The organism is Pseudomonas sp. NPDC089395, from assembly GCF_044749525.1.
Classification (GTDB): Bacteria; Pseudomonadota; Gammaproteobacteria; order Pseudomonadales; family Pseudomonadaceae; genus Aquipseudomonas.
Window position 1 is genome coordinate 47,282 of record NZ_JBIVID010000017.1, and the last position, 23,199, is coordinate 70,480.

Annotated in this window: 17 protein-coding genes; 15 read left to right on the forward strand and 2 right to left on the reverse strand. The window is 60.3% G+C overall.

Features of this window, described 5'->3' with window-relative positions:
- Positions 1–2: 2 nt before the first annotated feature.
- Together ACIPZG_RS25090 and ACIPZG_RS25095 are read right to left on the reverse strand one after the other, a co-directional pair.
- A complete protein-coding gene (locus ACIPZG_RS25090; protein ID WP_400717919.1) occupies positions 3–1,610 on the reverse strand; it encodes an ATP-binding protein in 1,608 nt (535 codons plus the stop codon).
- Positions 1,607–2,305, reverse strand: coding sequence for a response regulator (locus ACIPZG_RS25095; protein ID WP_400717921.1), 699 nt, complete (start codon positions 2,303–2,305; stop codon positions 1,607–1,609). The genes ACIPZG_RS25090 and ACIPZG_RS25095 overlap by 4 nt, the downstream gene beginning before the upstream one ends.
- A 720-nt stretch (positions 2,306–3,025) precedes the next feature.
- On the opposite strand from ACIPZG_RS25095, the gene ACIPZG_RS25100 reads away from it, so the two are divergent.
- The 15 genes from ACIPZG_RS25100 (at position 3,026) to ACIPZG_RS25170 (ending at position 23,159) form a co-directional block, all read left to right on the forward strand.
- The gene (locus tag ACIPZG_RS25100; protein ID WP_400717924.1) at positions 3,026–5,902 is read left to right on the forward strand and encodes a ribonucleoside-diphosphate reductase subunit alpha; all 2,877 of its coding nucleotides are present in this window, start codon (positions 3,026–3,028) and stop codon (positions 5,900–5,902) included.
- A 191-nt stretch (positions 5,903–6,093) separates the two neighbouring features.
- Entirely contained in the window at positions 6,094–7,281 is a 1,188-nt protein-coding gene (locus tag ACIPZG_RS25105) for a tyrosine-type recombinase/integrase (RefSeq protein WP_400717926.1), read from the forward strand.
- Positions 7,265–8,737: a tyrosine-type recombinase/integrase gene (locus ACIPZG_RS25110; RefSeq protein ID WP_400717928.1), complete on the forward strand. Its 1,473-nt coding sequence runs from the start codon at positions 7,265–7,267 to the stop codon at positions 8,735–8,737. Before ACIPZG_RS25105 ends, ACIPZG_RS25110 begins: the two co-directional genes overlap by 17 nt.
- Positions 8,737–10,875, forward strand: coding sequence for a hypothetical protein (locus tag ACIPZG_RS25115; RefSeq protein ID WP_400717930.1), 2,139 nt, complete (start codon positions 8,737–8,739; stop codon positions 10,873–10,875). Before ACIPZG_RS25110 ends, ACIPZG_RS25115 begins: the two co-directional genes overlap by 1 nt.
- A complete protein-coding gene (locus ACIPZG_RS25120) occupies positions 10,876–11,289 on the forward strand; it encodes a hypothetical protein (RefSeq protein ID WP_400717933.1) in 414 nt (137 codons plus the stop codon).
- A 389-nt stretch (positions 11,290–11,678) separates the two neighbouring features.
- Positions 11,679–11,810 (forward strand): hypothetical protein, encoded by a 132-nt coding sequence (locus ACIPZG_RS25125; protein WP_400717935.1) that lies wholly within the window; start codon positions 11,679–11,681, stop codon positions 11,808–11,810.
- A gap of 503 nt (positions 11,811–12,313) precedes the next feature.
- On the forward strand, positions 12,314–13,564 hold the full coding sequence (locus ACIPZG_RS25130; protein WP_016391632.1) for a ribonucleotide-diphosphate reductase subunit beta: 1,251 nt from the start codon (positions 12,314–12,316) through the stop codon (positions 13,562–13,564).
- A gap of 334 nt (positions 13,565–13,898) precedes the next feature.
- A complete protein-coding gene (locus ACIPZG_RS25135; RefSeq protein ID WP_400717938.1) occupies positions 13,899–15,329 on the forward strand; it encodes a transporter in 1,431 nt (476 codons plus the stop codon).
- A 17-nt stretch (positions 15,330–15,346) separates the two neighbouring features.
- Entirely contained in the window at positions 15,347–16,771 is a 1,425-nt protein-coding gene (locus tag ACIPZG_RS25140; RefSeq protein ID WP_400641495.1) for a PLP-dependent aminotransferase family protein, read from the forward strand.
- Between the two features lie 407 nt (positions 16,772–17,178).
- Entirely contained in the window at positions 17,179–18,417 is a 1,239-nt protein-coding gene (locus tag ACIPZG_RS25145) for an OprD family porin (RefSeq protein ID WP_400717939.1), read from the forward strand.
- Between the two features lie 119 nt (positions 18,418–18,536).
- A complete protein-coding gene (locus ACIPZG_RS25150; RefSeq protein WP_400641499.1) occupies positions 18,537–19,343 on the forward strand; it encodes an NAD-dependent epimerase/dehydratase family protein in 807 nt (268 codons plus the stop codon).
- A gap of 26 nt (positions 19,344–19,369) precedes the next feature.
- The gene (locus ACIPZG_RS25155; RefSeq protein WP_400717940.1) at positions 19,370–20,245 is read left to right on the forward strand and encodes an SMP-30/gluconolactonase/LRE family protein; all 876 of its coding nucleotides are present in this window, start codon (positions 19,370–19,372) and stop codon (positions 20,243–20,245) included.
- Positions 20,246–20,311: 66 nt separating this feature from the next.
- Complete coding sequence (locus ACIPZG_RS25160) at positions 20,312–21,283, forward strand: TRAP transporter substrate-binding protein (protein ID WP_400717942.1); 972 nt, start codon at positions 20,312–20,314, stop codon at positions 21,281–21,283.
- A 67-nt stretch (positions 21,284–21,350) separates the two neighbouring features.
- Positions 21,351–21,878: a TRAP transporter small permease gene (locus tag ACIPZG_RS25165; RefSeq protein ID WP_400717944.1), complete on the forward strand. Its 528-nt coding sequence runs from the start codon at positions 21,351–21,353 to the stop codon at positions 21,876–21,878.
- Complete coding sequence (locus ACIPZG_RS25170; protein ID WP_317659340.1) at positions 21,879–23,159, forward strand: TRAP transporter large permease; 1,281 nt, start codon at positions 21,879–21,881, stop codon at positions 23,157–23,159.
- Positions 23,160–23,199: the final 40 nt, after the last annotated feature.

Here is a 23,199-nt window from a genome sequence, read left to right on the forward strand (position 1 = left end):
CCCTACTGCGGCGCCTGCTCACGCGGCCAGTTGAGGCTGAAGCATGCCCCACCCAGCGCCTCGCTGCGCCCCACCGTAGCGCGGCCTGCATGCCAGTAGATGATCCGCCGCACGATCGACAGGCCCAGGCCATGCCCGCCTGAAGCCCGGGTACGGCTGTCGTCGAGCCGGGTGAAGGGGGTGAAGATGCGGTCCCAAAAGCCTTCGGGAATGCCGGGGCCATCATCCTCCACATCGATACGGCAGCGCTGCTGGCCCAGCTGGTAGCTCAAACGCACCTCGCCAGCGGCATGGCGCAGGGCATTGCCGACCAGATTCTGCAGGGCGCGGTGCAGGTAGCGCGGCTCGGCTTCGACCCAGGCGCCGTCGGTGTCATGCACCTGGCACACGCCGCGCACCAGCCTCACTTGAGCGTTCAGTGGCGCCAGTTCCTCGATCACCCGGTCGAGCAAGGCATCCAGGTCGACCCGTTGGAACTTGAGCGCCGGCGCCCCCTGCTCCAGTCGTGCATAGGTCAGCATCTCGTCGACCAGCTTGTCAAGGTCCTGGATGTCGCCATCCATACCGGCCAGGTGCTTGGCGCGCGCTTGCTCGGTCGGCGCACTTTCGATCATTTCCAGGCCGAAGCGCAGGCGCGCCACCGGCGTGCGCAATTCGTGGGATACCGCGCGCACCAATTCACGCTGCATGTTCAGCGAGCGCTGCAGGTGCTCGGCCATGCCGTTGAAGGCCGCCGCCAGACGCCCTACCGAGTCGGCATCGCCCGCCGGTACGCGGGTCTCCAGACTGCCCTGGGCGATGTGCGTGGCGGCCATTTCCAGGCCCGACACGCGCCGCTCCAACTGGCGCACCAGCAAGTAGACCACCAGGCCGATAAGGCACAAGCCGAGGAAGGTGATCAGCACCAGCAACTGCGGTGGATAGGGGTTGAGCTGGTACAGCGGGCCGATTTCCAGCACCCAGGGCGAACCCGGCAGGCCGGCGAACACGCGGATCGAATCACCATCACTGCCCAGCGCCATGACCGTGTCACCCTCTTCCACCCGCCGCCGCTGGTCATCGTCGAGACCGACCCGCTCCAGGCGCTGCAGGGCGACACCGAAACCAAAGCCCTTGCTCTGCTTGAGCTCCGCCAGGCGCTGCTGCTGCTCGGTCACCGGATAGCGCACCAGTTCATCGGTCAGCAGATAAAGGGTGGCCCGGGCCAGCTGTTCGCTGACCTGCTTGACCTCGGCCACCAGCAGCAGGTCCTCCCGGCCGACCTTGCGCAGCACCTGCGCGGCATGTGGCCCGGTCTTGTTCACCACCACCAGGCCGCGATACAGGCGCGCGCGCTGGCCACCATCCAGCGTGCGTGCCGACATCGGCTGCAGCGCCAGTGGTACGCCAAGCAGGCGTTCCCACATCAGTAGCGAACGCTTGCGTTCGGTTTCGTTCTGTTGCGCCAGGTTGTCGGCCATCAGGCTGAACGTGCCCTGGGCCAGGCCCTCGCGGTGCTGGGCAGCGCGCACTTCGTTGACCAGGTGCAGGCTGAGCACGCCAAGCAAGGCGACCAGCACCAGCACGGCAAGCATGCCTCCGTAGATACGGAGGAAAATCGAGTTGTTCATGGCGCATCGCCAACGAACAGGTAGCCCTTGCTGCGCAGGGTCTTGATCAGCCGTGGCTGGATCGGGTCGTCGCCGATCTTGGGACGGATCTTGGAGATACGCACATCGATGGAGCGGTCCTGGCCGTCATAGCCGACGCCCCGTAGCGCCGTGAAGATCTGTTCGCGCGTCAGTACCCGTCCGGCGTTGCTGGCCAACAGCCAGAGCAGGTCGAATTCGGCGCCGGTAAGCTCGATCAACTGTTCGCCAAGCCTGGCTTCGCGCAAGCGGTTGTCGATGCGCAGCTTGCCGAAGGCCAGCTCCTGGCTCTTGTTCAGGGTCGGTTCGCTACGCCGCAGCAGCGCCTGGATGCGCGCCAGCAACAGGCGGGGGCGTACCGGCTTGCAGACATAGTCGTCGGCGCCCAGGTCCAGGCCCTGTACCTGGTCGAGTTCGTCGCTGCGGGCGGTGAGCATGAGGATCGGGCCGGGGTACTGGCTGCGTACCCGCCGGCAAATGCTCAGGCCATCCTCGCCGGGCAGCATCAGGTCGAGGATCACCAGGTCTGGCTGGCTGTCGACGATGCGCCGTGCAGCACGGGCGCCATCGCCCTCCACGGCGACCTCGTAGCCGTTGGCCTGGAGGTATTCGGCGGTGAGCTCGGCGAGGCGCTGGTCGTCCTCGACGATCAGGATGCGGTGTACGGGTTGGTCCATGGCCTTGCCTTCGATTGTTGTTGTTTTTTTTGCCAGCGCCAAACCTGTGGGAGCCGGCTTGCCGGCGATGAGGCCGGAACTGTCACCGTTTAACCAAAAGGCAACATCAGCCCCGGATACTACGTCCCGCACCAGGCACTGCCAACCTCAGCCAGAGCGCCCTCGACTGAACCGTTTTTTGTGCTAGTGTTCGCCCCCGAAAAATTCCACCTTGGGGCAGCAGGACGCAGAAAAATAGTGCAAACCTCTTGGCACAAGGCCTACAGCGAATACCCACTATTCACACACAAAGTACGCACAAGTTATCCACAGGCGCTCGCCTTGCAAAGACCCCCAGACCGCATTATCTTGTATCCCCATTGCAGCAAACCACTAGATATTGGGTTTGAGCCGAAATCTCAAACACAACTCGGCCCGGAAATTCAAGCGCTTTTTCCTGCTGAACTTACGGTGGTTTCACCAGCCAAACCGCTCCAGCGGAAGATTGGAGAACAACAGCTTTCGGGCCTGCTTGCCGGCATGGCCCTATAGCCTTTGACTTCGGCCAGGGAGCGGCAAGCTTATTGCCCCCATTTCCTGAGTCTGTCCCGAAGTCGGTACCCCCGAGCGGTCGGATGCGCGCGCATGACGCATCCCCAGTCGGGTCATCGAACACGTGGACGGAACGGTGGGCGCCCCAAAGGCGCCTGAACAATATAGAAACTGTGGAGACACCCACCCATGCAAACCGACACAACTCGCGAGAACCCGCAGGCCATGGCGCCGCAGGCCGATTCCAACCAGGATCTGGCTGCCACCGCTCCGGGCCAACTGCGTGTGATCAAGCGTAACGGCACTGTCGTCCCCTACACCGACGACAAGATCACCGTGGCCATCACCAAGGCGTTCCTCGCAGTTGAAGGCGGCACTGCCGCCGCTTCGTCGCGCATCCACGACACCGTCGCGCGCCTGACCGAGCAGGTCACCGCCACGTTCAAGCGTCGCATGCCATCGGGTGGCACCATCCACATCGAAGAAATCCAGGACCAGGTCGAACTGGCCCTGATGCGTGCAGGCGAACAGAAAGTCGCCCGTGACTACGTGATCTACCGCGACCAGCGCGCGAAAGAGCGTGCCACCCGCGCCAACACCGACGCCGTGGTCGAGCCGCACCCAAGCATCCGCATCACCCTGGCCGACGGCAGCCTGGCGCCGCTGGACATGGCGCGCCTGAACACCATCATCAGCGAAGCTTGCGAAGGCCTGGCCGAAGTCGATGGCGACCTGATCCAGCGTGAGACCCTGAAGAACCTGTACGACGGCGTGGCCATCAAGGACGTCAACACCGCCCTGGTGATGACCGCCCGTACCCTGGTCGAGCGTGAGCCGAACTACTCGTTCGTCACCGCCCGCCTGCTGATGGATACCCTGCGCGCCGAAGGCCTGGGCTTCCTCAACGTAGCCGACAGCGCCACCCACCACGAGATGGCCGACCTGTACGCCAAAGCCCTGCCGGCCTATGTCGCCAAAGGCATCGAGTTCGAACTGCTGAACCCGGCCCTGGCCGACTTCGACCTGGAAAAACTGGGCAAGGCGATCAACCACGAGCGCGACCAGCAGTTCACCTACCTGGGCCTGCAGACCCTGTACGACCGCTACTTCATCCACAAGGATGGCGTGCGCTTCGAGCTGCCGCAGGTGTTCTTCATGCGTGTGGCCATGGGCCTGGCGCTGGAAGAGAAAGACAAGGAAGCCCGCGCGATTGAGTTCTACAACCTGTTGTCGTCCTTCGACTACATGGCCTCGACCCCGACCCTGTTCAACGCCGGTACCCTGCGCCCGCAGCTGTCGAGCTGCTACCTGACCACCGTGCCGGACGACCTGTCGGGCATCTACCACGCGATCCACGACAACGCCATGCTGTCGAAATTCGCCGGTGGCCTGGGTAACGACTGGACCCCTGTGCGTGCACTGGGCTCCTACATCAAGGGCACCAACGGCAAGTCCCAGGGCGTCGTACCCTTCCTGAAAGTGGTCAACGACACCGCCGTCGCGGTCAACCAGGGCGGCAAGCGCAAGGGCGCGGTCTGCGCCTACCTGGAAACCTGGCACCTGGACATCGAAGAGTTCATCGAGCTGCGCAAGAACACCGGTGATGACCGTCGTCGTACCCACGACATGAACACCGCCAACTGGATCCCTGACCTGTTCATGAAGCGCGTCTTCGATGACGGCAAGTGGACCCTGTTCTCGCCTTCGGAAGTGCCTGATCTGCACGACCTGACCGGCAAGGCCTTCGAAGAGCGCTACGAGTACTACGAAGCCCTGACCGAGTACAACAAGATCAAGGTCTTCAAGACCATCCAGGCCAAAGACCTGTGGCGCAAGATGCTGTCGATGCTGTTCGAGACCGGCCACCCGTGGCTGACCTTCAAGGACCCGTGCAACCTGCGTTCGCCGCAGCAGCACGTGGGCGTGGTCCACAGCTCGAACCTGTGCACCGAGATCACCTTGAACACCAACAAGGACGAGATCGCCGTCTGCAACCTGGGCTCGATCAACCTGCCGAACCACATCAATGATGGCAAGCTGGACACCGCCAAGCTGCAACGCACCGTGAACACCGCCGTGCGCATGCTCGACAACGTGATCGACATCAACTACTACTCGGTGCCGCAAGCGCGCAACTCGAACTTCAAGCACCGTCCGGTCGGCCTGGGCATCATGGGCTTCCAGGACGCGCTGTACCTGCAGCACATCCCGTACGGCTCCGATGCCGCCGTGGAGTTCGCCGACAAGTCGATGGAAGCGGTCAGCTACTTCGCCATCCAGGCTTCCTGTGACCTGGCCGACGAGCGTGGCGCCTACGAGACCTTCCAGGGCTCGCTGTGGTCCAAAGGCATCCTGCCGCTGGATTCGCAACAGATCCTGATCGAAGCCCGTGGCCAGAAGTACATCGACGTCGACCTGAACGAAACCCTGGACTGGGCACCGGTACGTGCTCGCGTACAGAAAGGTATTCGTAACTCGAACATCATGGCCATCGCGCCGACCGCGACCATCGCCAACATCACCGGCGTGTCGCAGTCCATCGAGCCGACCTACCAGAACCTGTACGTGAAATCGAACCTGTCGGGCGAGTTCACCGTGATCAACCCGTACCTGGTCCGCGACCTGAAGGCCCGCGGCCTGTGGGACTCGGTCATGATCAACGACCTGAAGTACTACGACGGCTCCGTCCAGCAGATCGAGCGTATCCCGCAAGAGCTGAAGGACCTGTACGCCACTGCGTTCGAAGTCGAGACCAAGTGGATCGTCGATGCCGCCTCCCGTCGCCAGAAGTGGATCGACCAGGCCCAGTCGCTGAACCTGTACATCGCCGGCGCTTCGGGCAAGAAGCTGGACGTGACCTACCGCATGGCCTGGTACCGTGGTCTGAAGACCACCTACTACCTCCGTGCCCTGGCCGCGACCAGCACCGAGAAGTCGACCATCAACACCGGCAAGCTCAACGCCGTGTCCAGCGGTGGCGACAGCGCTCCGGTGCAGGCCGCAGGCCCAGCGCCGGTGCCGAAGGCTTGCGCCATCGACGAGCCGGATTGCGAAGCCTGCCAGTAACCTTGATATACCTTAAAACGTATACTTTGTGACAACCAGAGCCCTCCAACCCCCTGAATCATAAGGGGTTGGAGGGTTTACTTCGTGTATACCCCCTCCTATACTCGCCGCCCTATCCAGCTCATAGGTCGGAATCGTATACATTGCTTAGTTTCTCTATCAGATCCTTCACTGCGTCAGACGGCCTACCTATGGCGGTGCTCGTTGACCAAGAGGGTCGCCCTCCTTTCCTTCCAAATGTCTACGCCACCCTTCGTTACCGCGATACTGGCTTCGCCGTAGCCACCATTGAAAAGGTGCTTCGCTCAATCGGCATGACGTACCTGTGGGCGTCTACCAGAGGGCTCGATCTAGACCGGGCGTTGCGATCCGAGTCTTTCCTATCGGTTGAACAGTGCGAAGACCTTGCGTTTTTCCTACGCCTTGACCGTGGCTCACAAGATCAGATCATTCGAGAATCGTTGAGTGCTAGGCAAAGAAAGGTGGTGCGACTAGAGCAGGTTCGCTGCCCTGGCACGCCTCATCCTTCCAGAACGCTGATATCTGCAACGGAAGGCGGATACCGCATCCGCACTGTCGCGAACTTTCTGGAGTTCAACCACCAGCGCATTAGCCCAAAGGCATCAGAGAAGCCCCGCCCTGACCTCACCAAAGCGCGAGAGAGGGCGCTATCAGCGCTGAGAGCTCAAGAGCCCAGGGCAATCGCTGCGGACGAGGGGGATGCGCCTGAGGGGCTTGCTGAAGACGTGATGGACGCTCTTGACGAGGCATTCAAGCCGGGATCAGCAAACAATCCTTTCCAATCGGATTTTCATCAGTTTCGCAACCATCTGATGTATAGAATTTTCACTGAAACAGCGGTGAGGCGCAGTGAGCTTCGATATTTGAAAGTTGAGGATATTGATCACGCGAGCCGTCGCGTCAAGGTGCGGGTTTCAAAGACCATTGCGCGTACCCTCCCGATCTCCGAGAAAACGGCATATGAGTTCCATACTTTCGTCATCGACCACTGGGCGAAAATCCCTCCCAGAGCACGAAAGCATGGATACCTGTTCACCACGACCACTGGTGACCATCTATCTGTAGACGCTATCAATCTAGCGTTCAGAGAACTTCGCCGGAAAAACAGCCTACCAACAAGTGTTGCCCCTCATGCGCTTCGCCGGACTTGGAATGATCGATTGAGCAGGAAGATTGACAGCCTTCCCCCTGAGCAGCGAATGAAGCCTGACGAAGAACGCCAGGTGCGGAACCGCCTGAACGGCTGGTCGAAAAAATCAAAAATGGAAGAACGCTATGCCAGGCGACACATTCGCGAGAAAGCAGACAAAATTGCTGAGGATCTGGCGAATGGATTGAGAGATGGCAAAAATGATTAAAGTCAATCCTACGCAAGACTTCAGTCAGAATGGGAATGTTAGTAGCAGAACAGTTCGCGAAATCGTACTGCTAGACGGTCGCATACGACAGATAGAAATAGGTACATCGCTGAGTATTCAAGACCTTGATGGCAATACTACGCCCATCGCACTTGGAAACTTAGACCGAGAAAATAGCTTTCATCGGTGTATTTTCTCTTGCTTGGCTACCACGCTGTCGACCCATAGCCTTCGTTACAACTCAACTGTTTGCTATGCAGTCCAAAAATGGCTTTCGGTCGCCGAAATTGCGAACAAGGACTTTATTGGAATTCCAGAGATCAATGGCATATCTCAAATCCCCGTGAGCTATCGCCCTTTTATCATGCCACTTCTTCGCCGCATTAAAGAATCAGATGCGAAAGTCTTCAGTGACGAAGTCTTAGATTTCCTGGATAACACTCACAGCTGGGAAGAGAAATCAAACGGCTCATACTACAACCTGATAACAAACGATCCTGAAAAAGGCGCATTGACCGAACAGGAAATTCACAATGCGAATGCAGAGCTAAACAAAGCATATGCCAGAGGTCTCGTAAATCAGACCCTGTTCACCCTCTGCTGGTTCTTTGTTGGAACTGGCGTGCGTCCAGTACAAGCTCGACGCATGAGGAAAAAAGATGTAGTAATACATGACCGAGAAGGTCTTGATGTAACTTTGAGAATACCTTTGGTGAAAGGGGAAAAAAGCGCGACCGATGAATACTGGATTCGACGCGCTCCGACCGTCCTAGCGGAATGTCTCATCACATACCTTGACTCACCTATGATGGCTGAGCTTGCAGAGGACGACCCCCTATTTCCAGCTCGCTCCACACGTGAACTAAGCATGAAGTTGATGATAACTTTCATGAGCCTTGATACATATTCCGAGAGGCTGGGTGGTCAAATTCCAATCACGCCTTATAGATTCAGATATACACTCGCTACAAGAGCCTTGGCCCAAGGTGCTTCTGATTACGAAGTAGCACGCCTGCTGACACACCGGAGCACCTCTTGCATTCAATTCTACCGAGCATCCATGCCAGAGCTTCAGAGGCCCATCCGTGATGCACTTGGAAAGGAGATGGACTACTTCGCAAGGGCATTTCAAGGAAAGGCAATCACCGGCCTCCATGAGGCGACTAGGGCGGGCGATCCCGACGCCGTGATTAGCGACTTTCTGCGCCTCATGGGCAAGACTGTGGGGGCGTGTGGAACGGGTGCGGAATGCCACCAGAATGCGCCTATCGCCTGCCTCGCGGGCTGCGCTCACTTCGAGCCATTGCTGAGCGCCCCTTGGGAGATGCTGATGAAGTCGCTGGTTGAGGATCAGGAAGCTGAAACTGAGCCAAGGATTCGTCAGATCAATCACAACGCGATGTCAGCCATTACTCAAATCATCGCGATTCGAGATAAGTCGGAAGAAGAACTCTAATGGGCGACATCATCCACTTCGTTGGCAGGAATGAATTGAGCGCCCGAGAAAATCTTGGGCTGTTTATTTCGCATGCCAGAGCAAACCTTCCTTTCGCGGACGTCAACTGGGAAGATAACAGTTGGGATATCTCAACATTTCAAATTGGGCGTGCTCAAGGCAAAATTAAAAAAGTAGCCCACTTCAAATCCATGCGCGACCCTTCTGCCAACAAGCCAATTGTTCAGATTCCGTTCGAAGGCGAATTTCTGGATTTTGCAAAAGCAACATTCAGCGAGGTGATGCGTCGCCTTCGACTCTCTGAATTCAAACGACACCTTTATGCATTACAAGCAATCGAACAGGCATTGGTTAACTTCAAACTAAAGCCTTGCATTACCCAGGTCACACCTATTGTTCTTGATGCCGCAGCCGATATCTTAAAGAGCCGTTTTGCGGACGCTTGGTCATGCTCAAGGGTTCTTGAACGAGTTGTCACGGAAATTGTAAATCCAGCTAAATTAACTCCAAATTTCCTGGAGTGGACAAGCCCGATTCGATATACACAGCCAGTCAGAAACGACCGTGTTGCAGTCAAAGAGTCGGAAGCCAAAATCGCTAGATTACCGTCACTAGAATCAATCCTGGCGCTTGCAGATATCCACCACAAAAGTAATGGTTACGCGGATCGAATTACCACTTCATTCGTCTCTCTGGCCATGTATGCACCAAGCAGGGCCTCTGAAATATTGTCACTGCCTGTCGACTGCATCCGTACAGCTGATTCCGTCGACGGCCCCGTCTTGGGTATAGCGTGGGCTCCGGCCAAAGGCGCGGGAGTTCTGACAAAGTTTTCAGTCTCGGATGAGTTTGAGGCTGTAGTGGTAGACACCGTAAAGTATCTTACCGACCTTGGCGCGTCAGCCAGAAAGGCTGCTGCCTGGTATGCTGTGAACCCTGCAGAAGTTTACCTGCCTCCTGGTACAGAGCACTTACGAAATCAGCCAATCACGCTATATGAAGCGGCAATCATTCTAGGAAAGACCACTCCAATTAAGGGGTGTCACTCCCCTCGATACAAATTGGTCAAACGCACAGATCGCACTACAGATCGGTCTCGCATGGGGCCTGACTCCCAGCAAGCTCACTGGGTCGCACTGTATGAATTTTCATCACTCGAACGCTTCATTTTGGCCAAGCTTCCCAAGGTATTTCCGATTTTGGATGGCCACACCGGACTTAGGTGGCATGAAGCGCTATTCATGTTCCCGGAAAACATCTTGAATCCGAGGGCTGAGCCGCTATGGCACGTCCCGTCACCAATGACGACGAATCAGTTCAATAATCAACTAGGTGCGAACCCTGGCGGAGTAACAGTCTTCAGTAGAAACGAAAAGACAAACCCTGACGGGAGCTCGATTGCGATTACAACTCATGACTTTCGCCACCTGTTAAATACTCTTGCTCAGAGCAAGCACCTCAGCGAAGCTCTCATCGCATTTTGGTCTGGGCGGAAGAGCGCTAGGCAGAACGAATGGTATGACCATGTTCCTCAGGAAGCATTCATTGATGCTTACCTCAAGCTAGGCGTCAAGGAGCGTCCTCTCAACGTTGAAGGGCAGCTGGAAGCCAAGGTTGACTCGATAGCAATCACTCACGGTCTCACCCGAGAACAAGCTCTTAGGATTGAGCTTGGTGCGACTCATCGCACCAGATTTGGTATATGCCGCCATGATCATGCACTCACTCCTTGTCCTAAGGATAAGGACTGCGTGAGTTGTGGCGAGCATACGTTTGTAAAAGGAGATCAGCGCCATCAGGATGAAGCCGAGTTTCAGTTCAAGCTGCATGAGAAAGCAGTCGCAGACGCCCAGGCAGCGCTTGCTAGAGGTGAAGCTGGCGCATCTCGGTGGCTCAAGCTCAACGTACCTAAGGCTGAACGGTGGCGATTGGTTCTTGAAAAACTGAATGACCCAACAATTGCTAAGGGAACCCTCATCACCTTGCCCCCTCCCGAACACCCGCAATCAAAAGCTGGCTTGGCTGAGGCTGTGAGAATCATTGACCAGATAGGTCGGCATGCTGAGGCGTCGAAGGCCCTCAGTGATGAGGGTGCTGACGAGGATGAGAAACTGCTACTGGACATGGGATTTTTCTAAATGGGTGCGCCAAAACTCGCAGATAGTGGGATTGAGAAAGCCGTAAGACTCCTAGACGGCTGGGCCGGAAAACTGACCTGGGAGCGCTATCTGGCGATGCTGGAGGTTGAGATCGGGCACAAGTACACGAAAGCAGCGATGCTCAGGCATCCTCGTATCAAGGCGGCCTGGGATCATGCGAAAGAGCTGGCTCGCGATGGAGATACTGCTGGGAGCTCTCGCAGCGCCATAGAGACAGAGAAGGCGATTGAGCGGGTACGCCTCCTAGAAGCGCGTGTTGAGCGCCTGACACGTGAAAACAACGCACTGCTGGAGCAATTCGTCCGCTGGAGCCATAACGCTGTGCGGCGGGGCCTGACCATCGATGACCTCGACCATCCACTGCCTTATGCCAAACCGAAGGAGATCAGCTAGCGCCCCTTTTTCTGACATGGGCGAAGCCTGCTAGACGGGTCGCCCAGAGCCAAAATTGCACCAGAACACAGAAATTTTGGGGTCGTAATCTCGTCTAACTAGCGTATACTTCCGCCACTCCGAAGCAGGCTAAATCCTGCAAATGTATACGTTTTTTGGCATTGGCCTAGCTTGAAATTCTGCGAAGCCCTTATGTATACGGCGCGGTATCGATGTATACGCCCCTATATATAAAGCTTTTGCCAGTAAGGCACTGATGCCGCAAAGGGGTGCCCTCGGGTTCCCCTTTTGCGGCATTTTTGTATCCGCGCCACTGAGAAGCCCCGACCTTTGTCCACCGCTCGCGCGGCTTGGTACACAGACAGGACCTCTCAACAGGGACCTAGCCCATGGCACGGAAAAAAGTGATCACTCGCAAGATTGGCCGCAATGCGGAAACCGGCCGCTTCACTTCGGTGGAAGAAGCCCGCAAGCATCCCAAGACCCATGTGGTCGAGACGCTGCGCAAGCGGTGCGGTTAGTGGCCGCCTGAGCGGGCCTGATCGCCGGCAAGCCGGCTCCCACAGGTACTGCACCAGCGCGGTCTCTGTGGGAGCCGGCTTGCCTGCGATCAGGCCCGTTCAACCAACACAGCGCCTAACGGCCAAACCCATCAAAACCCCACATGATGTGCCTGAAAATTTAAACTGGCACAACATATAGGTTGGCGCTACACTCTCCCCCCATGCAAGACCACCCGAACCAGCTGAACGGAAGCGCACAGAACCGGTCGAAATATTACCTTCGCCCGCAGGACTCCTGCCCCCGATCGATAGCGAATTCCGGTATACTTCGCCCCCTCTGAAAAGGGCACACCCTTCAAGTCCCTGGCCCCTCCCCCGAGGCCTGGCCAGGCACGAATCCAGATGTAACGAGAGTCAGCCTCTCGAGCTGTCCATTCGCCGTAACGGCCTTGCGTCAGGCATCACATTCTTAAAATCCAACGGGTTGCCCCAGGGCAACCCTCAAGCAGGAGCCAATCACCATGCTGAGCTGGGACGAATTCGACAAGGAAGACGGTGAAGTCGCCGCCAAAGGCGCCACCCCTGCACAGGCCAACGCCGCTGCAACCCTGGACAAACTGGACAGCGCTGGCGGTGCCGCCGCCTTGGAAGCCCGTGCTGCCACCGCTTCCGACTCCGAAGCCGTGAAACGTGCCAAGGCCGCCCTCGACGCCCTGGACATCGCCGAAGGCCTGGCCGAGCTGGAAGGCTCCTCGGCCCGCGTCGCGGTCGACGAAAAGCGCATGATCAACTGCCGCGCCGACCTCAACCAGCTGGTACCGTTCAAGTACGACTGGGCCTGGCAGAAGTACCTCGACGGCTGCGCCAACCACTGGATGCCGCAAGAGGTCAACATGACCGCCGACATCGCCCTGTGGAAGAGCCAAGACGGCCTGACCGAAGACGAGCGTCGCATCGTGATGCGCAACCTCGGCTTCTTCTCCACCGCCGACTCGCTGGTTGCCAACAACCTGGCCCTGGCCGTGTACCGCCTGATCACCAACCCGGAGTGCCGCCAGTACATCCTGCGCCAGGCCTTCGAAGAGGCGATCCACACCCACGCCTACCAGTACTGCATCGAGTCGCTGGGCATGGATGAAGGCGAGATCTTCAACATGTACCACGAGATCCCGTCGGTCGCGAAGAAAGCCGCCTGGGGCCTGAAGTACACCCGCGCCATCTCCGACCCGGAATTCAACACCGGCACCGTCGAGACCGACAAAGAGCTGCTGCGCAACCTGATCGCCTACTACTGCGTACTGGAAGGCATCTTCTTCTACTGCGGCTTCACCCAGATCCTGTCCATGGGCCGCCGCAACAAGATGACCGGCGTCGCCGAGCAGTTCCAGTACATCCTGCGTGACGAGTCGATGCACCTGAACTTCGGTATCGACGTGATCAACCAGATCAAGATCGAGAACCCACACCTGTGGGACGCCGCGATGAAGGAAGAAGCGACCCAGATGATCCTGCAAGGGACCCAGCTGGAGATCGAATACGCACGCGACACCATGCCACGCGGCGTATTGGGCATGAACGCGGCGATGATGGAGGATTACCTCAAGTTCATTGCCAACCGTCGTCTGACTCAGATTGGTCTGAAGGAAGAGTATCCAGGGACTACCAACCCGTTCCCTTGGATGAGCGAGATCATGGACTTGAAGAAGGAGAAGAACTTCTTCGAGACGCGAGTGATCGAGTACCAGACTGGTGGGGCTTTGAGCTGGGACTGATGGTCCGGGCTATTGTCGAGAAGGCTGCCGATTGGCAGCCTTTTTTATTGGCAAGTAACCTGTGGGAGCCGGCTTGCCGGCGATAGGGCTCGAACAGGCAATTCAAGTCGAGCGTCTTTTGCCTGCTGCGGCCACATCGCCGGCAAGCCGGCTCCCACAGGGGGCGCTCAAGGCCTTTGGATTTTGAGCAAGACTGTCGCTTTCGCAGGAAATGCGCCGCGCATGCCGCTTTAACCAGACTGTATTGAAAATCCCCCAAACGCTGTATCTATTCCAGCAGATGCCCAAGCTTCACCCTTCACCTCACCCTTGAATGGTTGAAGGATCCCGCATCATGGCTGCCCTGCTCCTGCAAATCTCCCCCCTCGGCCTTGTGATCACGCTGATCCTTTTGCTGCGCCGCCCACCCGTGCAAGCAGCCCTTGCCGGCGTGGCCGGCGTTCTGCTGCTGTGGGGCCTCGGCGCTGCGCAGCCGCTGTCGGGCGCAGTGTCGGCGGCGATCGTGCAGGATACGGTGATCCTTTTCCTCAACACGGGCAGCGTCATCGCTCCGGGCCTGGCCTTCGCCATCCTGGTCGAGCGCGCCGGCGCGCCGCAGGCGATCGGGGCGTGGGTGCGGGAGCTGGGGTGGACGCCGCCGATGCAGGTGATCTTCATCGTGCTGGGCCTGGCGCCGATGCTGGAGGCCATGACCGGGTTCGGGGTGTCGCTGATCGCGACCGTGCCGTTGCTGATGGGGCTGTTTTCGCGTCAGCAGGGCATGAAGATGGCCTTGGCTGGGATGGTAGTGATGCCTTGGGGCACGCTGGGGCTGGCCACGGTGATCGGCGCGCTGCTGGCCCATGTGCCTGCACAGGACTTGGGCAGCCATTCGGCACTGGTCAGTGCACCCGTATTTCTCTGCCTGGCCTGCGTGGCGCTGGCCGTGGCAGGGGTTCGCAGCCTTCGGGCGTGGTTGGGGCTGGCGCTGACCTCGCTGCTGTTCAGCGCGGTGCTGTATGCGATCAACCGCTGGACCGGGCCGGAGGCTTCCGGCGTGCTGGCGGGGCTGGCGGTGGCCTGCGTGGGGCTGGGGATCTCCTGGGCGCGGCGGGGGGCGCTGATGCGTTGGCCGCAGGCAGCGTGGCCGTACCTGGCGCTGCTGGTGGTGATCATTGCATCGCGGGGGCTGTTTCTGTTGACTGGCTGGGATGGGCTGTGGGTGGTGCAAGGGTTGAGTGTGTCATGGAAGCCGCTGGCGTCGCCGGGACTGGCATTGCTGCTGGTGGTGCTGTTGATGGTCGGGCGTCAGGGCACAGGTTTTCCGTGGCGGGCGCTGTTGCTCCGAGCGCGGTTCCCTTTGGCCACGGTGTTCCTGTTCCTGCTGCTGTCCCAGGTGATGGTCAAGGCGGGCTTCCTGGTCGAGGCACAGCGGGCATTGCAGGCGCTGTCCGGGGTATCGCTGGCGGCGATGGTTTCGCTGCTGGCCGGGCTGGCCGGGTATGTCACCAGCTCCAACGTCGGCGGCACCACGCTGGTCATGCCCTCCATCGCCGCGCTGTCCGGCACCCATGGCCCTTGGCTGGCCGCCATGGCCAACAGCGCGGCAGGGCATGGGGCGTTGGGCTCGCTGTCGATCCTGTCACTGGTCATCGGGCTGGCCGGGGCCAACCGTGAGGAAGAGCACGGGCTGATCCGCTTCGGCTTTGCCCTGGTGCTGCTGAACATCGTCATCGTGGCTGCAACCGGGGTGATTTTGCTCTACCTTTCGGGAGCCTCCGCCTGACTCGACACAAGGCCCCCATGGATCTGAACCGCAAGCCCGACAAACGCTGGCAAACCGTCTACGCCTGGCTGCTGCGCCAGATCGACAGCGGCGAGTGGCCCAATGGCACGCAACTGCCCTCGGTGCGCGAACTGGCGCGGCTGTTCGACAGCAGCATCGCCACCGTGCAACGGGGCCTGGCCGAGCTCGAGGCCAACGCCTTTGTTCAGGCCACGCCACGTGTGGGCTATTTCGTGGCCAACGGCGCGGCCCAGGTGCAAGGCTTCGACCTGGCCAGCGTCAGTGTCAACGTCGACCATGCGGTGGTCGCCATGCTCGCCCAGGCGGCCAGCACCACCCATCTGTCGTTGAGTTCGGCAGTGCTGCATGACGAGCTCGCGCCCCAGGTGCTGCTGAGCAAATGCCTGGCGACACTGGCCAGCAAGGCCGATCAGCCATTGGCCGGGTTGATCGCCCCGCCCGGCCTGGCCTCGTTGCGCCGGCGTATCGCCGGGCTGATGCTGCAACGCGGCGTGGCATGCAGCCCGGACGATATCCTGGTGACTTCGGGCGACACCGTGGCCCTGGAGCTGGCTCTCGAAGCCGTTGCAACGCCAGGTGCAACCGTGGCCATCGAGACGCCCACCTACTACGGCATCCTGCAAACCATCGAACGCCTGGGGATGCGTGCCCTGCCCATCCGTACCCAGGCCGGCAGCGGCATAGACCTCGAGCACCTGGAATGGGCGCTCAGGCAGGAAAAGGTCGATGTGATCTTCCTCAACCCGACGTTGCAAAACCCGCAGGGCTTCACAATGCCCGATACAGCGCGGGCTCGGCTTGTTCGCCTGGCGCAGGCGGCGGATGTGCCGATCATCGAGGACGATATCTTCTTCGACCTGCTGGACGAGGCGCAGCGCCCCAAGGCGATCAAGCATTTCGACACGACCGGGCAGACCATCTACTGCTCGTCGTTTTCCAAGACCGTGGCGCCGGGTTACCGGGTGGGCTGGTGTGTGGCCGGCCGCTATCGGGACGCGATCCTGGCGCAGATGTTTTCACGCAACCTGGCGGTGTCGAGCCTGGCGCAACGGGTGCTGGATGAGTTCATCGGCCGCGGGTACATGGAAGAGCACTGCGCGAAACTGCGCGGGCGGCTGGCAGCCCAGACCGAGGTGATGGATGCGCTGGTGCACTCGGCGTTTCCGGCGGGAACGCGGTACGTACCGCCTCAGGGAGGATTCATTCACTGGCTCGTGTTGCCCGAAGGGACGGACATGGCTGCGCTGCAACAGCTGGCGAGTGAGCGTGGATGCAACGTGAGCGCCAGCGGGATGTTCTTCGCCGATGGCGAATGTGGTACCGGCTTGCGTGTGTGCCTGGGACGGCTGATCACGCCAGAAGTGATGCACGGGCTGAAGGTGCTGGCAGCCTGTGCACTGCTGACACAGCGCAGTACCTGATAGGCCCAGGCGTGCCTGAGTCGTAGTATGTCTCCGATAATGGCGCGCTGCCCGCGCTAGAGCTTCTACGGCTCGAAATGAATGATGAACCAACGGAAATTGAGGAACTCACTCCCTTCGTAAGCGTTGACAGCGCTGCCAGTGCTTGATAAAAATTGCTGACGTTGTACGACAACATATAACAAAAACAACAATCAGCGGACGACCCCATGTCGACATCCATCACCATCACGCCACACCCAATCCTCTCGCCTCCCCTCCTCTTGCTACCCACGGTCACCTAGCGCCGTAACCCTGTTTCACCCTTTCCGGCCCTGACCGGCCCATTACCTACCCGCCCCTGCCGCAGGCCGCTCGCGCGTGCCCGGTGGACGGGCTGCCACACCCTTTTGTGGAGCACAACAATAATGAAAATCTGCCAAACCCTTCCCTTTGCCCTGCTCGGGGCCGGCGTGATTGCCGGCCTGCCAGGTACCAGCATGGCCGCAGGCTTTGTCGACGACAGCAAGGCCACCCTGGGCCTGCGCAACTTCTACATCAACCGCAACTTCACCAACCCGAGCAACCCGCAGAGCAAGGCCGAGGAATGGACGCAGAGCTTCATCCTCGACGCGCGTTCGGGCTTCACTCAAGGGCCGATCGGGTTTGGCGCGGATGTGCTGGGGCTGTGGTCGGTGAAGCTCGATGGCGGTGGCGGCACCTACGGCACGGCGCTGTTGCCGCGGCATGACGATGGCCGGCCGGCGGATGACTACGGGCGCCTGGCAGTGGCGGGCAAGGCGCGGATCTCGAAGACCGAACTGAAGATCGGCGAGTGGATGCCGGTACTGCCTATCCTGCGCTCGGACGATGGCCGCTCGCTGCCGCAGACCTTCCGCGGTGGGCAGGTGACGTCCAGCGAGATGGCCGGGTTGACGCTGTATGGCGGGCAGTTCCGCGGCAACAGCCCGCGCAACGATGCCAGCATGGAGGACATGAGCTACGGCGGTGGGGTGTCGGACCGGTTCAATTTCGTCGGTGGCGAGTACAAGTTCAACCAGGACCGTACCCTGGTCGGGCTGTGGAACGCGGAGCTCAAGGACGTCTACGAGCAGCAGTACCTGCAACTGAGCCACAGCCAGCCGGTGGGCAACTGGACCTTGGGCGCCAACCTGGGTTACTTCCACGGTGGCGAAGACGGCTCGGAAAAGGCCGGCAAGCTGGACAACGATACGTACTCGGGCATGTTCTCGGCCAAGTATGGCGGCAACACCTTCTGGGTCGGGCTGCAGAAAGTCGATGGCGACACCTGGATGCGGGTCAACGGCACCAGCGGCGGAACCTTGGCCAACGACAGCTACAACTCCAGCTTCGACAATGCCAACGAACGCTCTTGGCAGGTGCGCCATGACTTCAACTTCGTCACCCTCGGCGTGCCGGGGCTGACCCTGATGAACCGCTACATCAGCGGCCGCGACGTCCATACCGGGGCGGTGACCGATGGCAAGGAGTGGGTGCGTGAGTCGGAGCTGGCCTACGTGATTCAAAGCGGTCCCTTCAAGGACCTGAGCGTGAAGTGGCGCAACTCGTCGATTCGGCGGGACTACAGCAACAACGAGTTCGATGAGAACCGGTTGATCTTCAACTATCCGTTGTCGTTGCTGTGACGGGCGCCCCGACGTGGCCGGCAAGGTCACAGAAATACCATTGACAACCGCGGAATACGCTGTCGATAATCGACCGCAGTCATACGACAACCTACAACAATTAACAAATAGAGCCGGCCATGACCACTACCCCCCTCAATCGCCTGCTGCTCACCGGAGCCGCAGGCGGCCTGGGCAAGGTCCTTCGCGAACGCCTGCAAGGCTTCGCCGAGGTATTGCGCCTTTCCGATATCAGCCCGATGGCGCCTGCCGCAGGCCCGCATGAAGAGGTGGTGACCTGCGACCTCGCCGACAAGGCCGCCGTGCATGCACTGGTCGAAGGTGTCGACGCCATCATCCACTTCGGCGGCGTGTCGACCGAGCATGCCTTCGAAGACATCCTCGGCCCCAACATCTGCGGCGTGTTTCACGTCTACGAGGCGGCGCGCAAGCATGGCGTCAAGCGCATCATCTTCGCCAGCTCCAACCACACCATCGGCTTCTACCGCCAGGACGAGCGTATCGACGCCCACTCGCCGCGCCGGCCCGACAGCTATTACGGCCTGTCCAAATGCTACGGCGAAGATGTCGCCAGCTTCTACTTCGACCGCTATGGCATAGAAACCGTCAGCATCCGCATCGGCTCGTCCTTCCCGCAGCCGCAGAACCCGCGGATGCTCTGCACCTGGCTGAGCTACGACGACCTGGTGCAACTCATCGAACGCGGGCTGTTCACGCCCAACGTCGGCCATACCATCGTCTACGGTGCCTCCGCCAACCGCACCGTGTGGTGGGACAACCGCCATGCCGAACACCTGGGCTATGTGCCCAAGGACACTTCCGAGGTGTTCCGCGAAGCGGTGCAGGCCCAGCCGGCACCTGCTGCCGATGACCCGAGCATGGTCTATCAGGGCGGCGCCTTCGCCGTGGCCGGACCGTTCAACTGACCCGTAGCACGCCAGGAGGCAGCGCCATGAACTGCGAACTGATCGTCGACGCCCGCAACGGCACCGGCGAAAGCCCCGTCTGGCACCCCATCGAACAGGCTTTGTACTGGGTCGACATTCCCGCTCGCCAGTTGCACCGCTGGCAGGATGGCGCCCACCGGAGCTGGCAAGGCGACCAGATGCTCGCCTGCATCGCCCGTACCGAAGGGGGCTGGGTCGCCGGCATGGAAAGCGGCATTTTCCGCCTCGAGGCCAAGCCCGATGGCCGCCTCGACAGCCGTCTGCTCACTGCCGCCGAGCACGCCCAGGCCGGCATGCGCTTCAACGACGGGCGCTGTGACCGCCAGGGCCGCTTCTGGGCCGGCAGCATGTTGATGGACATGTCCCAAGGCGCACACGTCGGTGCGCTTTACCGGCACGACGGCGAAGGGCAACTTCACCTGCAGCAGGACGGCATGATCGTACCCAATGGCCTGGCCTTCAGCCCCGACGGCACGCGCATGTACCTGTCCGACTCGCACCCCAACGTGCAGAAGATCTGGGTGTTCGACTACGACATCGACAGCGGCACACCGCACGACAAGCGACTGTTCGTCGACATGCGCGCCTTCCCGGGCCGCCCGGACGGTGCCGCGATCGACCAGGATGGCTGCTACTGGATCTGCGGCAACGACGCCGGGCAAATCCACCGCTTCACCCCGGACGGGCGTCTCGACCGCTCCCTGGATGTGCCGGTGAAGAAGCCTGCCATGTGCGCCTTTGGCGGCGCCAACCTGGACATCCTGTTCGTCACCTCGATCCGCCCTGAAGGGATCGACCTCTCCGACCAACCCCTGGCCGGCGGCGTATTTGCCTTGGAGCCAGGCGTCAAGGGCCTGGAGGAGCCTGCCTACCGGGGCTGAACACCCCACTGCCGCACCTGTACCGACACGACCGAAACCAGATAATAAAAACCACGGAGTTTCATCATGACGTTCAAACGCAAGCTGCTTCTAGCCGCACTCCCGTTCGCCTTCAGCCTCGCCCTGCCAGCTCACGCGCTGGACATCAAGTTCGCCGAGATCCACCCGGCCGGCTACCCCACGGTGGTCGCCGAACAAAACATGGGCAAAAAGCTCGAAGCCGCCAGCAATGGCGAAATCACGTTCAAGATGTTCGCCGGTGGCGTGCTGGGCTCGGAAAAGGAAGTGATCGAGCAGGCGCAGATCGGCGCCGTGCAGATGACCCGCGTCAGCCTCGGCATCGTCGGCCCGGTGGTGCCGGACGTCAACGTGTTCAACATGCCGTTCGTGTTCCGCGACCATGAGCACATGCGCAAGATCATCGACGGCGACATCGGCCAGGAAATCCTCGACAAGATCACCCACTCCGAATTCAACCTGGTGGCCCTGGCCTGGATGGACGGCGGCTCGCGCAGCATCTACACCAAGAAGCCGGTGCGCAGCCTGGAAGACCTCAAGGGCATGAAGATTCGCGTGCAGGGCAACCCGTTGTTCATCGACATGATGAACGCGATGGGGGGCAACGGTATCGCCATGGACACCGGCGAAATCTTCAGCGCACTGCAGACCGGCGTGATCGACGGCGCCGAGAACAACCCGCCGACCCTGCTCGAACACAACCACTTCCAGAGTGCCAAGTACTACACCCTCACCGGGCACCTGATCCTGCCCGAGCCGGTGGTGATGTCCAAGACCACCTGGAACAGCCTCACCCCTGAGCAGCAGGCGTTGGTGAAAAAGGTCGCCCGCGAAGCGCAGATGGAAGAGCGTGCGCTGTGGGATGCCAAGTCCGCCGCCAGCGAAGAGAAGCTCAAGGCAGCTGGCGTGGAGTTCATCACCGTCGACAAGAAGCCGTTCTACGACGCCACCGCCTCGGTACGCGAGAAGTACGGCGCGCAGTACGCCGACCTGATGAAGCGTATCGACGCGGTCCAGTAACACCAGCCCCCTTCCAAGAAGACCTCGGCAGCGCGGCGACCGTCGCCCTGCCGCTTTGGTGATGCCTATGAAAACACTTTTCCTGCGCGCGAACGACAGGCTGTACAGCGCCTGCATCTGGGTCGCTGGCCTGGCGGTGCTCGCCATGTCGCTGATCATCCCCTGGGGCATCTTCGCCCGTTATGTGCTTGGCACCGGCTCCAGCTGGCCGGAGCCGGTAGCGATCCTGCTGATGGTGCTTTTCACCTTCGTCGGCGCTGCCGCCAGCTACCGCGCAGGCGCGCACATGGCCGTCGCGATGCTCACCGACCGCCTGCCTGCGCCCCTGCGCCGACTGATCGGGCTGTTGGTCCAGCTGTTGATGATCCTGGTGTGCGTGTTCATGACCTGGTATGGCGCCAAGCTGTGCATCACCACCTGGAACCAGTTCATGGCGTCGCTGCCCGGCGTGCGGGTGGGCATGAGCTACGCACCGATCCCGCTCGGTGGCGTTCTGACCCTGATCTTCGTGATCGAGAAACTCGTCCTGGGTGACCAGAGCAATCGCCCGGTGGTGCGCTTCGACCTGGTCGAAGAAAACGAAGGAGCTGCGTAAATGGATGCTGTGATTCTTCTGGGCAGTTTCATCCTGCTCATCCTGATCGGCATGCCGGTGGCCTACGCCCTGGGCCTGGCAGCGTTGATCGGCGCCTGGTGGATCGACATCCCGCTGCAGGCGATGATGATCCAGGTGGCCAGCGGGGTTAACAAATTTTCGCTGCTGGCGATACCGTTCTTCGTGCTGGCCGGAGCGATCATGGCCGAGGGTGGCATGTCGCGCCGGCTGGTGGCGTTCGCCGGGGTGCTGGTGGGCTTCGTGCGGGGCGGCCTGTCGCTGGTCAACATCACCGCCTCGACCTTTTTCGGTGCCATTTCCGGCTCGTCGGTGGCCGACACCGCATCGGTCGGTTCGGTGCTGATCCCGGAGATGGAGCGCAAGGGCTACCCGCGCGAGTTCTCCACCGCCGTGACCGTCAGCGGCTCGGTACAGGCGCTGCTGACCCCGCCCAGCCACAACTCGGTGCTGTACTCGCTGGCGGCCGGTGGCACGGTGTCGATCGCTTCGCTGTTCATGGCCGGAGTCATGCCCGGGCTGCTGCTCAGCGCGGTGATGATGGGGCTGTGCCTGATCTTCGCCAAACGGCGCAACTACCCCAAGGGCGAAGTAATCCCGCTGCGCCAGGCGCTGAAGATCGCCGGTGAGGCGCTGTGGGGGCTGATGGCCATGGTGATCATCCTCGGCGGCATCCTGTCGGGCGTGTTCACGGCCACCGAGTCGGCGGCAGTGGCGGTCGTGTGGTCGTTCTTCGTGACCATGTTCATCTACCGCGACTACAAGTGGCGCGACCTGCCAAAGCTGATGCACCGCACGGTGCGCACCATCTCGATCGTGATGATCCTGATCGCCTTCGCCGCCAGCTTCGGCTACGTGATGACCCTGATGCAGATCCCGTCGAAGATCACCACGGCGTTCCTGACCCTGTCGGACAACCGCTACGTGATCCTCATGTGCATCAACTTCATGCTCCTGCTGCTGGGCACGGTGATGGACATGGCGCCGCTGATTCTGATCCTCACGCCGATCCTGCTGCCGGTGATCACCGGCATCGGCGTGGACCCGGTGCACTTCGGCATGATCATGCTGGTCAACCTGGGTATCGGGCTGGTCACGCCGCCGGTAGGTGCAGTGCTGTTCGTGGGGGCGGCAATCGGCAAGGTGAGTATCGAGGCCACGGTAAAGGCACTGCTGCCGTTCTATATGGCGCTGCTCCTGGTGCTGATGGCCGTGACCTACATCCCGGCGATTTCGCTGTGGCTGCCGAGCGTCGTGCTGTAACCCCCTCACCCGGCGGGCCCTGGCGGCCCGCCCTTCCCTG

Excerpts from the sequence above, each read along its gene's own strand:
- ACIPZG_RS25090 (WP_400717919.1), bottom strand. The coding sequence starts at position 1,610 with ATGAACAACTCGATTTTCCTCCGTATCTACGGAGGCATGCTTGCCGTG.
- ACIPZG_RS25095 (WP_400717921.1), bottom strand. The coding sequence starts at position 2,305 with ATGGACCAACCCGTACACCGCATCCTGATCGTCGAGGACGACCAGCGC.
- ACIPZG_RS25100 (WP_400717924.1), top strand. The coding sequence starts at position 3,026 with ATGCAAACCGACACAACTCGCGAGAACCCGCAGGCCATGGCGCCGCAG.
- ACIPZG_RS25105 (WP_400717926.1), top strand. The coding sequence starts at position 6,094 with ATGGCGGTGCTCGTTGACCAAGAGGGTCGCCCTCCTTTCCTTCCAAAT.
- ACIPZG_RS25110 (WP_400717928.1), top strand. The coding sequence starts at position 7,265 with ATGGCAAAAATGATTAAAGTCAATCCTACGCAAGACTTCAGTCAGAAT.
- ACIPZG_RS25115 (WP_400717930.1), top strand. The coding sequence starts at position 8,737 with ATGGGCGACATCATCCACTTCGTTGGCAGGAATGAATTGAGCGCCCGA.
- ACIPZG_RS25120 (WP_400717933.1), top strand. The coding sequence starts at position 10,876 with ATGGGTGCGCCAAAACTCGCAGATAGTGGGATTGAGAAAGCCGTAAGA.
- ACIPZG_RS25125 (WP_400717935.1), top strand. The coding sequence starts at position 11,679 with ATGGCACGGAAAAAAGTGATCACTCGCAAGATTGGCCGCAATGCGGAA.
- ACIPZG_RS25130 (WP_016391632.1), top strand. The coding sequence starts at position 12,314 with ATGCTGAGCTGGGACGAATTCGACAAGGAAGACGGTGAAGTCGCCGCC.
- ACIPZG_RS25135 (WP_400717938.1), top strand. The coding sequence starts at position 13,899 with ATGGCTGCCCTGCTCCTGCAAATCTCCCCCCTCGGCCTTGTGATCACG.
- ACIPZG_RS25140 (WP_400641495.1), top strand. The coding sequence starts at position 15,347 with ATGGATCTGAACCGCAAGCCCGACAAACGCTGGCAAACCGTCTACGCC.
- ACIPZG_RS25145 (WP_400717939.1), top strand. The coding sequence starts at position 17,179 with ATGAAAATCTGCCAAACCCTTCCCTTTGCCCTGCTCGGGGCCGGCGTG.
- ACIPZG_RS25150 (WP_400641499.1), top strand. The coding sequence starts at position 18,537 with ATGACCACTACCCCCCTCAATCGCCTGCTGCTCACCGGAGCCGCAGGC.
- ACIPZG_RS25155 (WP_400717940.1), top strand. The coding sequence starts at position 19,370 with ATGAACTGCGAACTGATCGTCGACGCCCGCAACGGCACCGGCGAAAGC.
- ACIPZG_RS25160 (WP_400717942.1), top strand. The coding sequence starts at position 20,312 with ATGACGTTCAAACGCAAGCTGCTTCTAGCCGCACTCCCGTTCGCCTTC.
- ACIPZG_RS25165 (WP_400717944.1), top strand. The coding sequence starts at position 21,351 with ATGAAAACACTTTTCCTGCGCGCGAACGACAGGCTGTACAGCGCCTGC.
- ACIPZG_RS25170 (WP_317659340.1), top strand. The coding sequence starts at position 21,879 with ATGGATGCTGTGATTCTTCTGGGCAGTTTCATCCTGCTCATCCTGATC.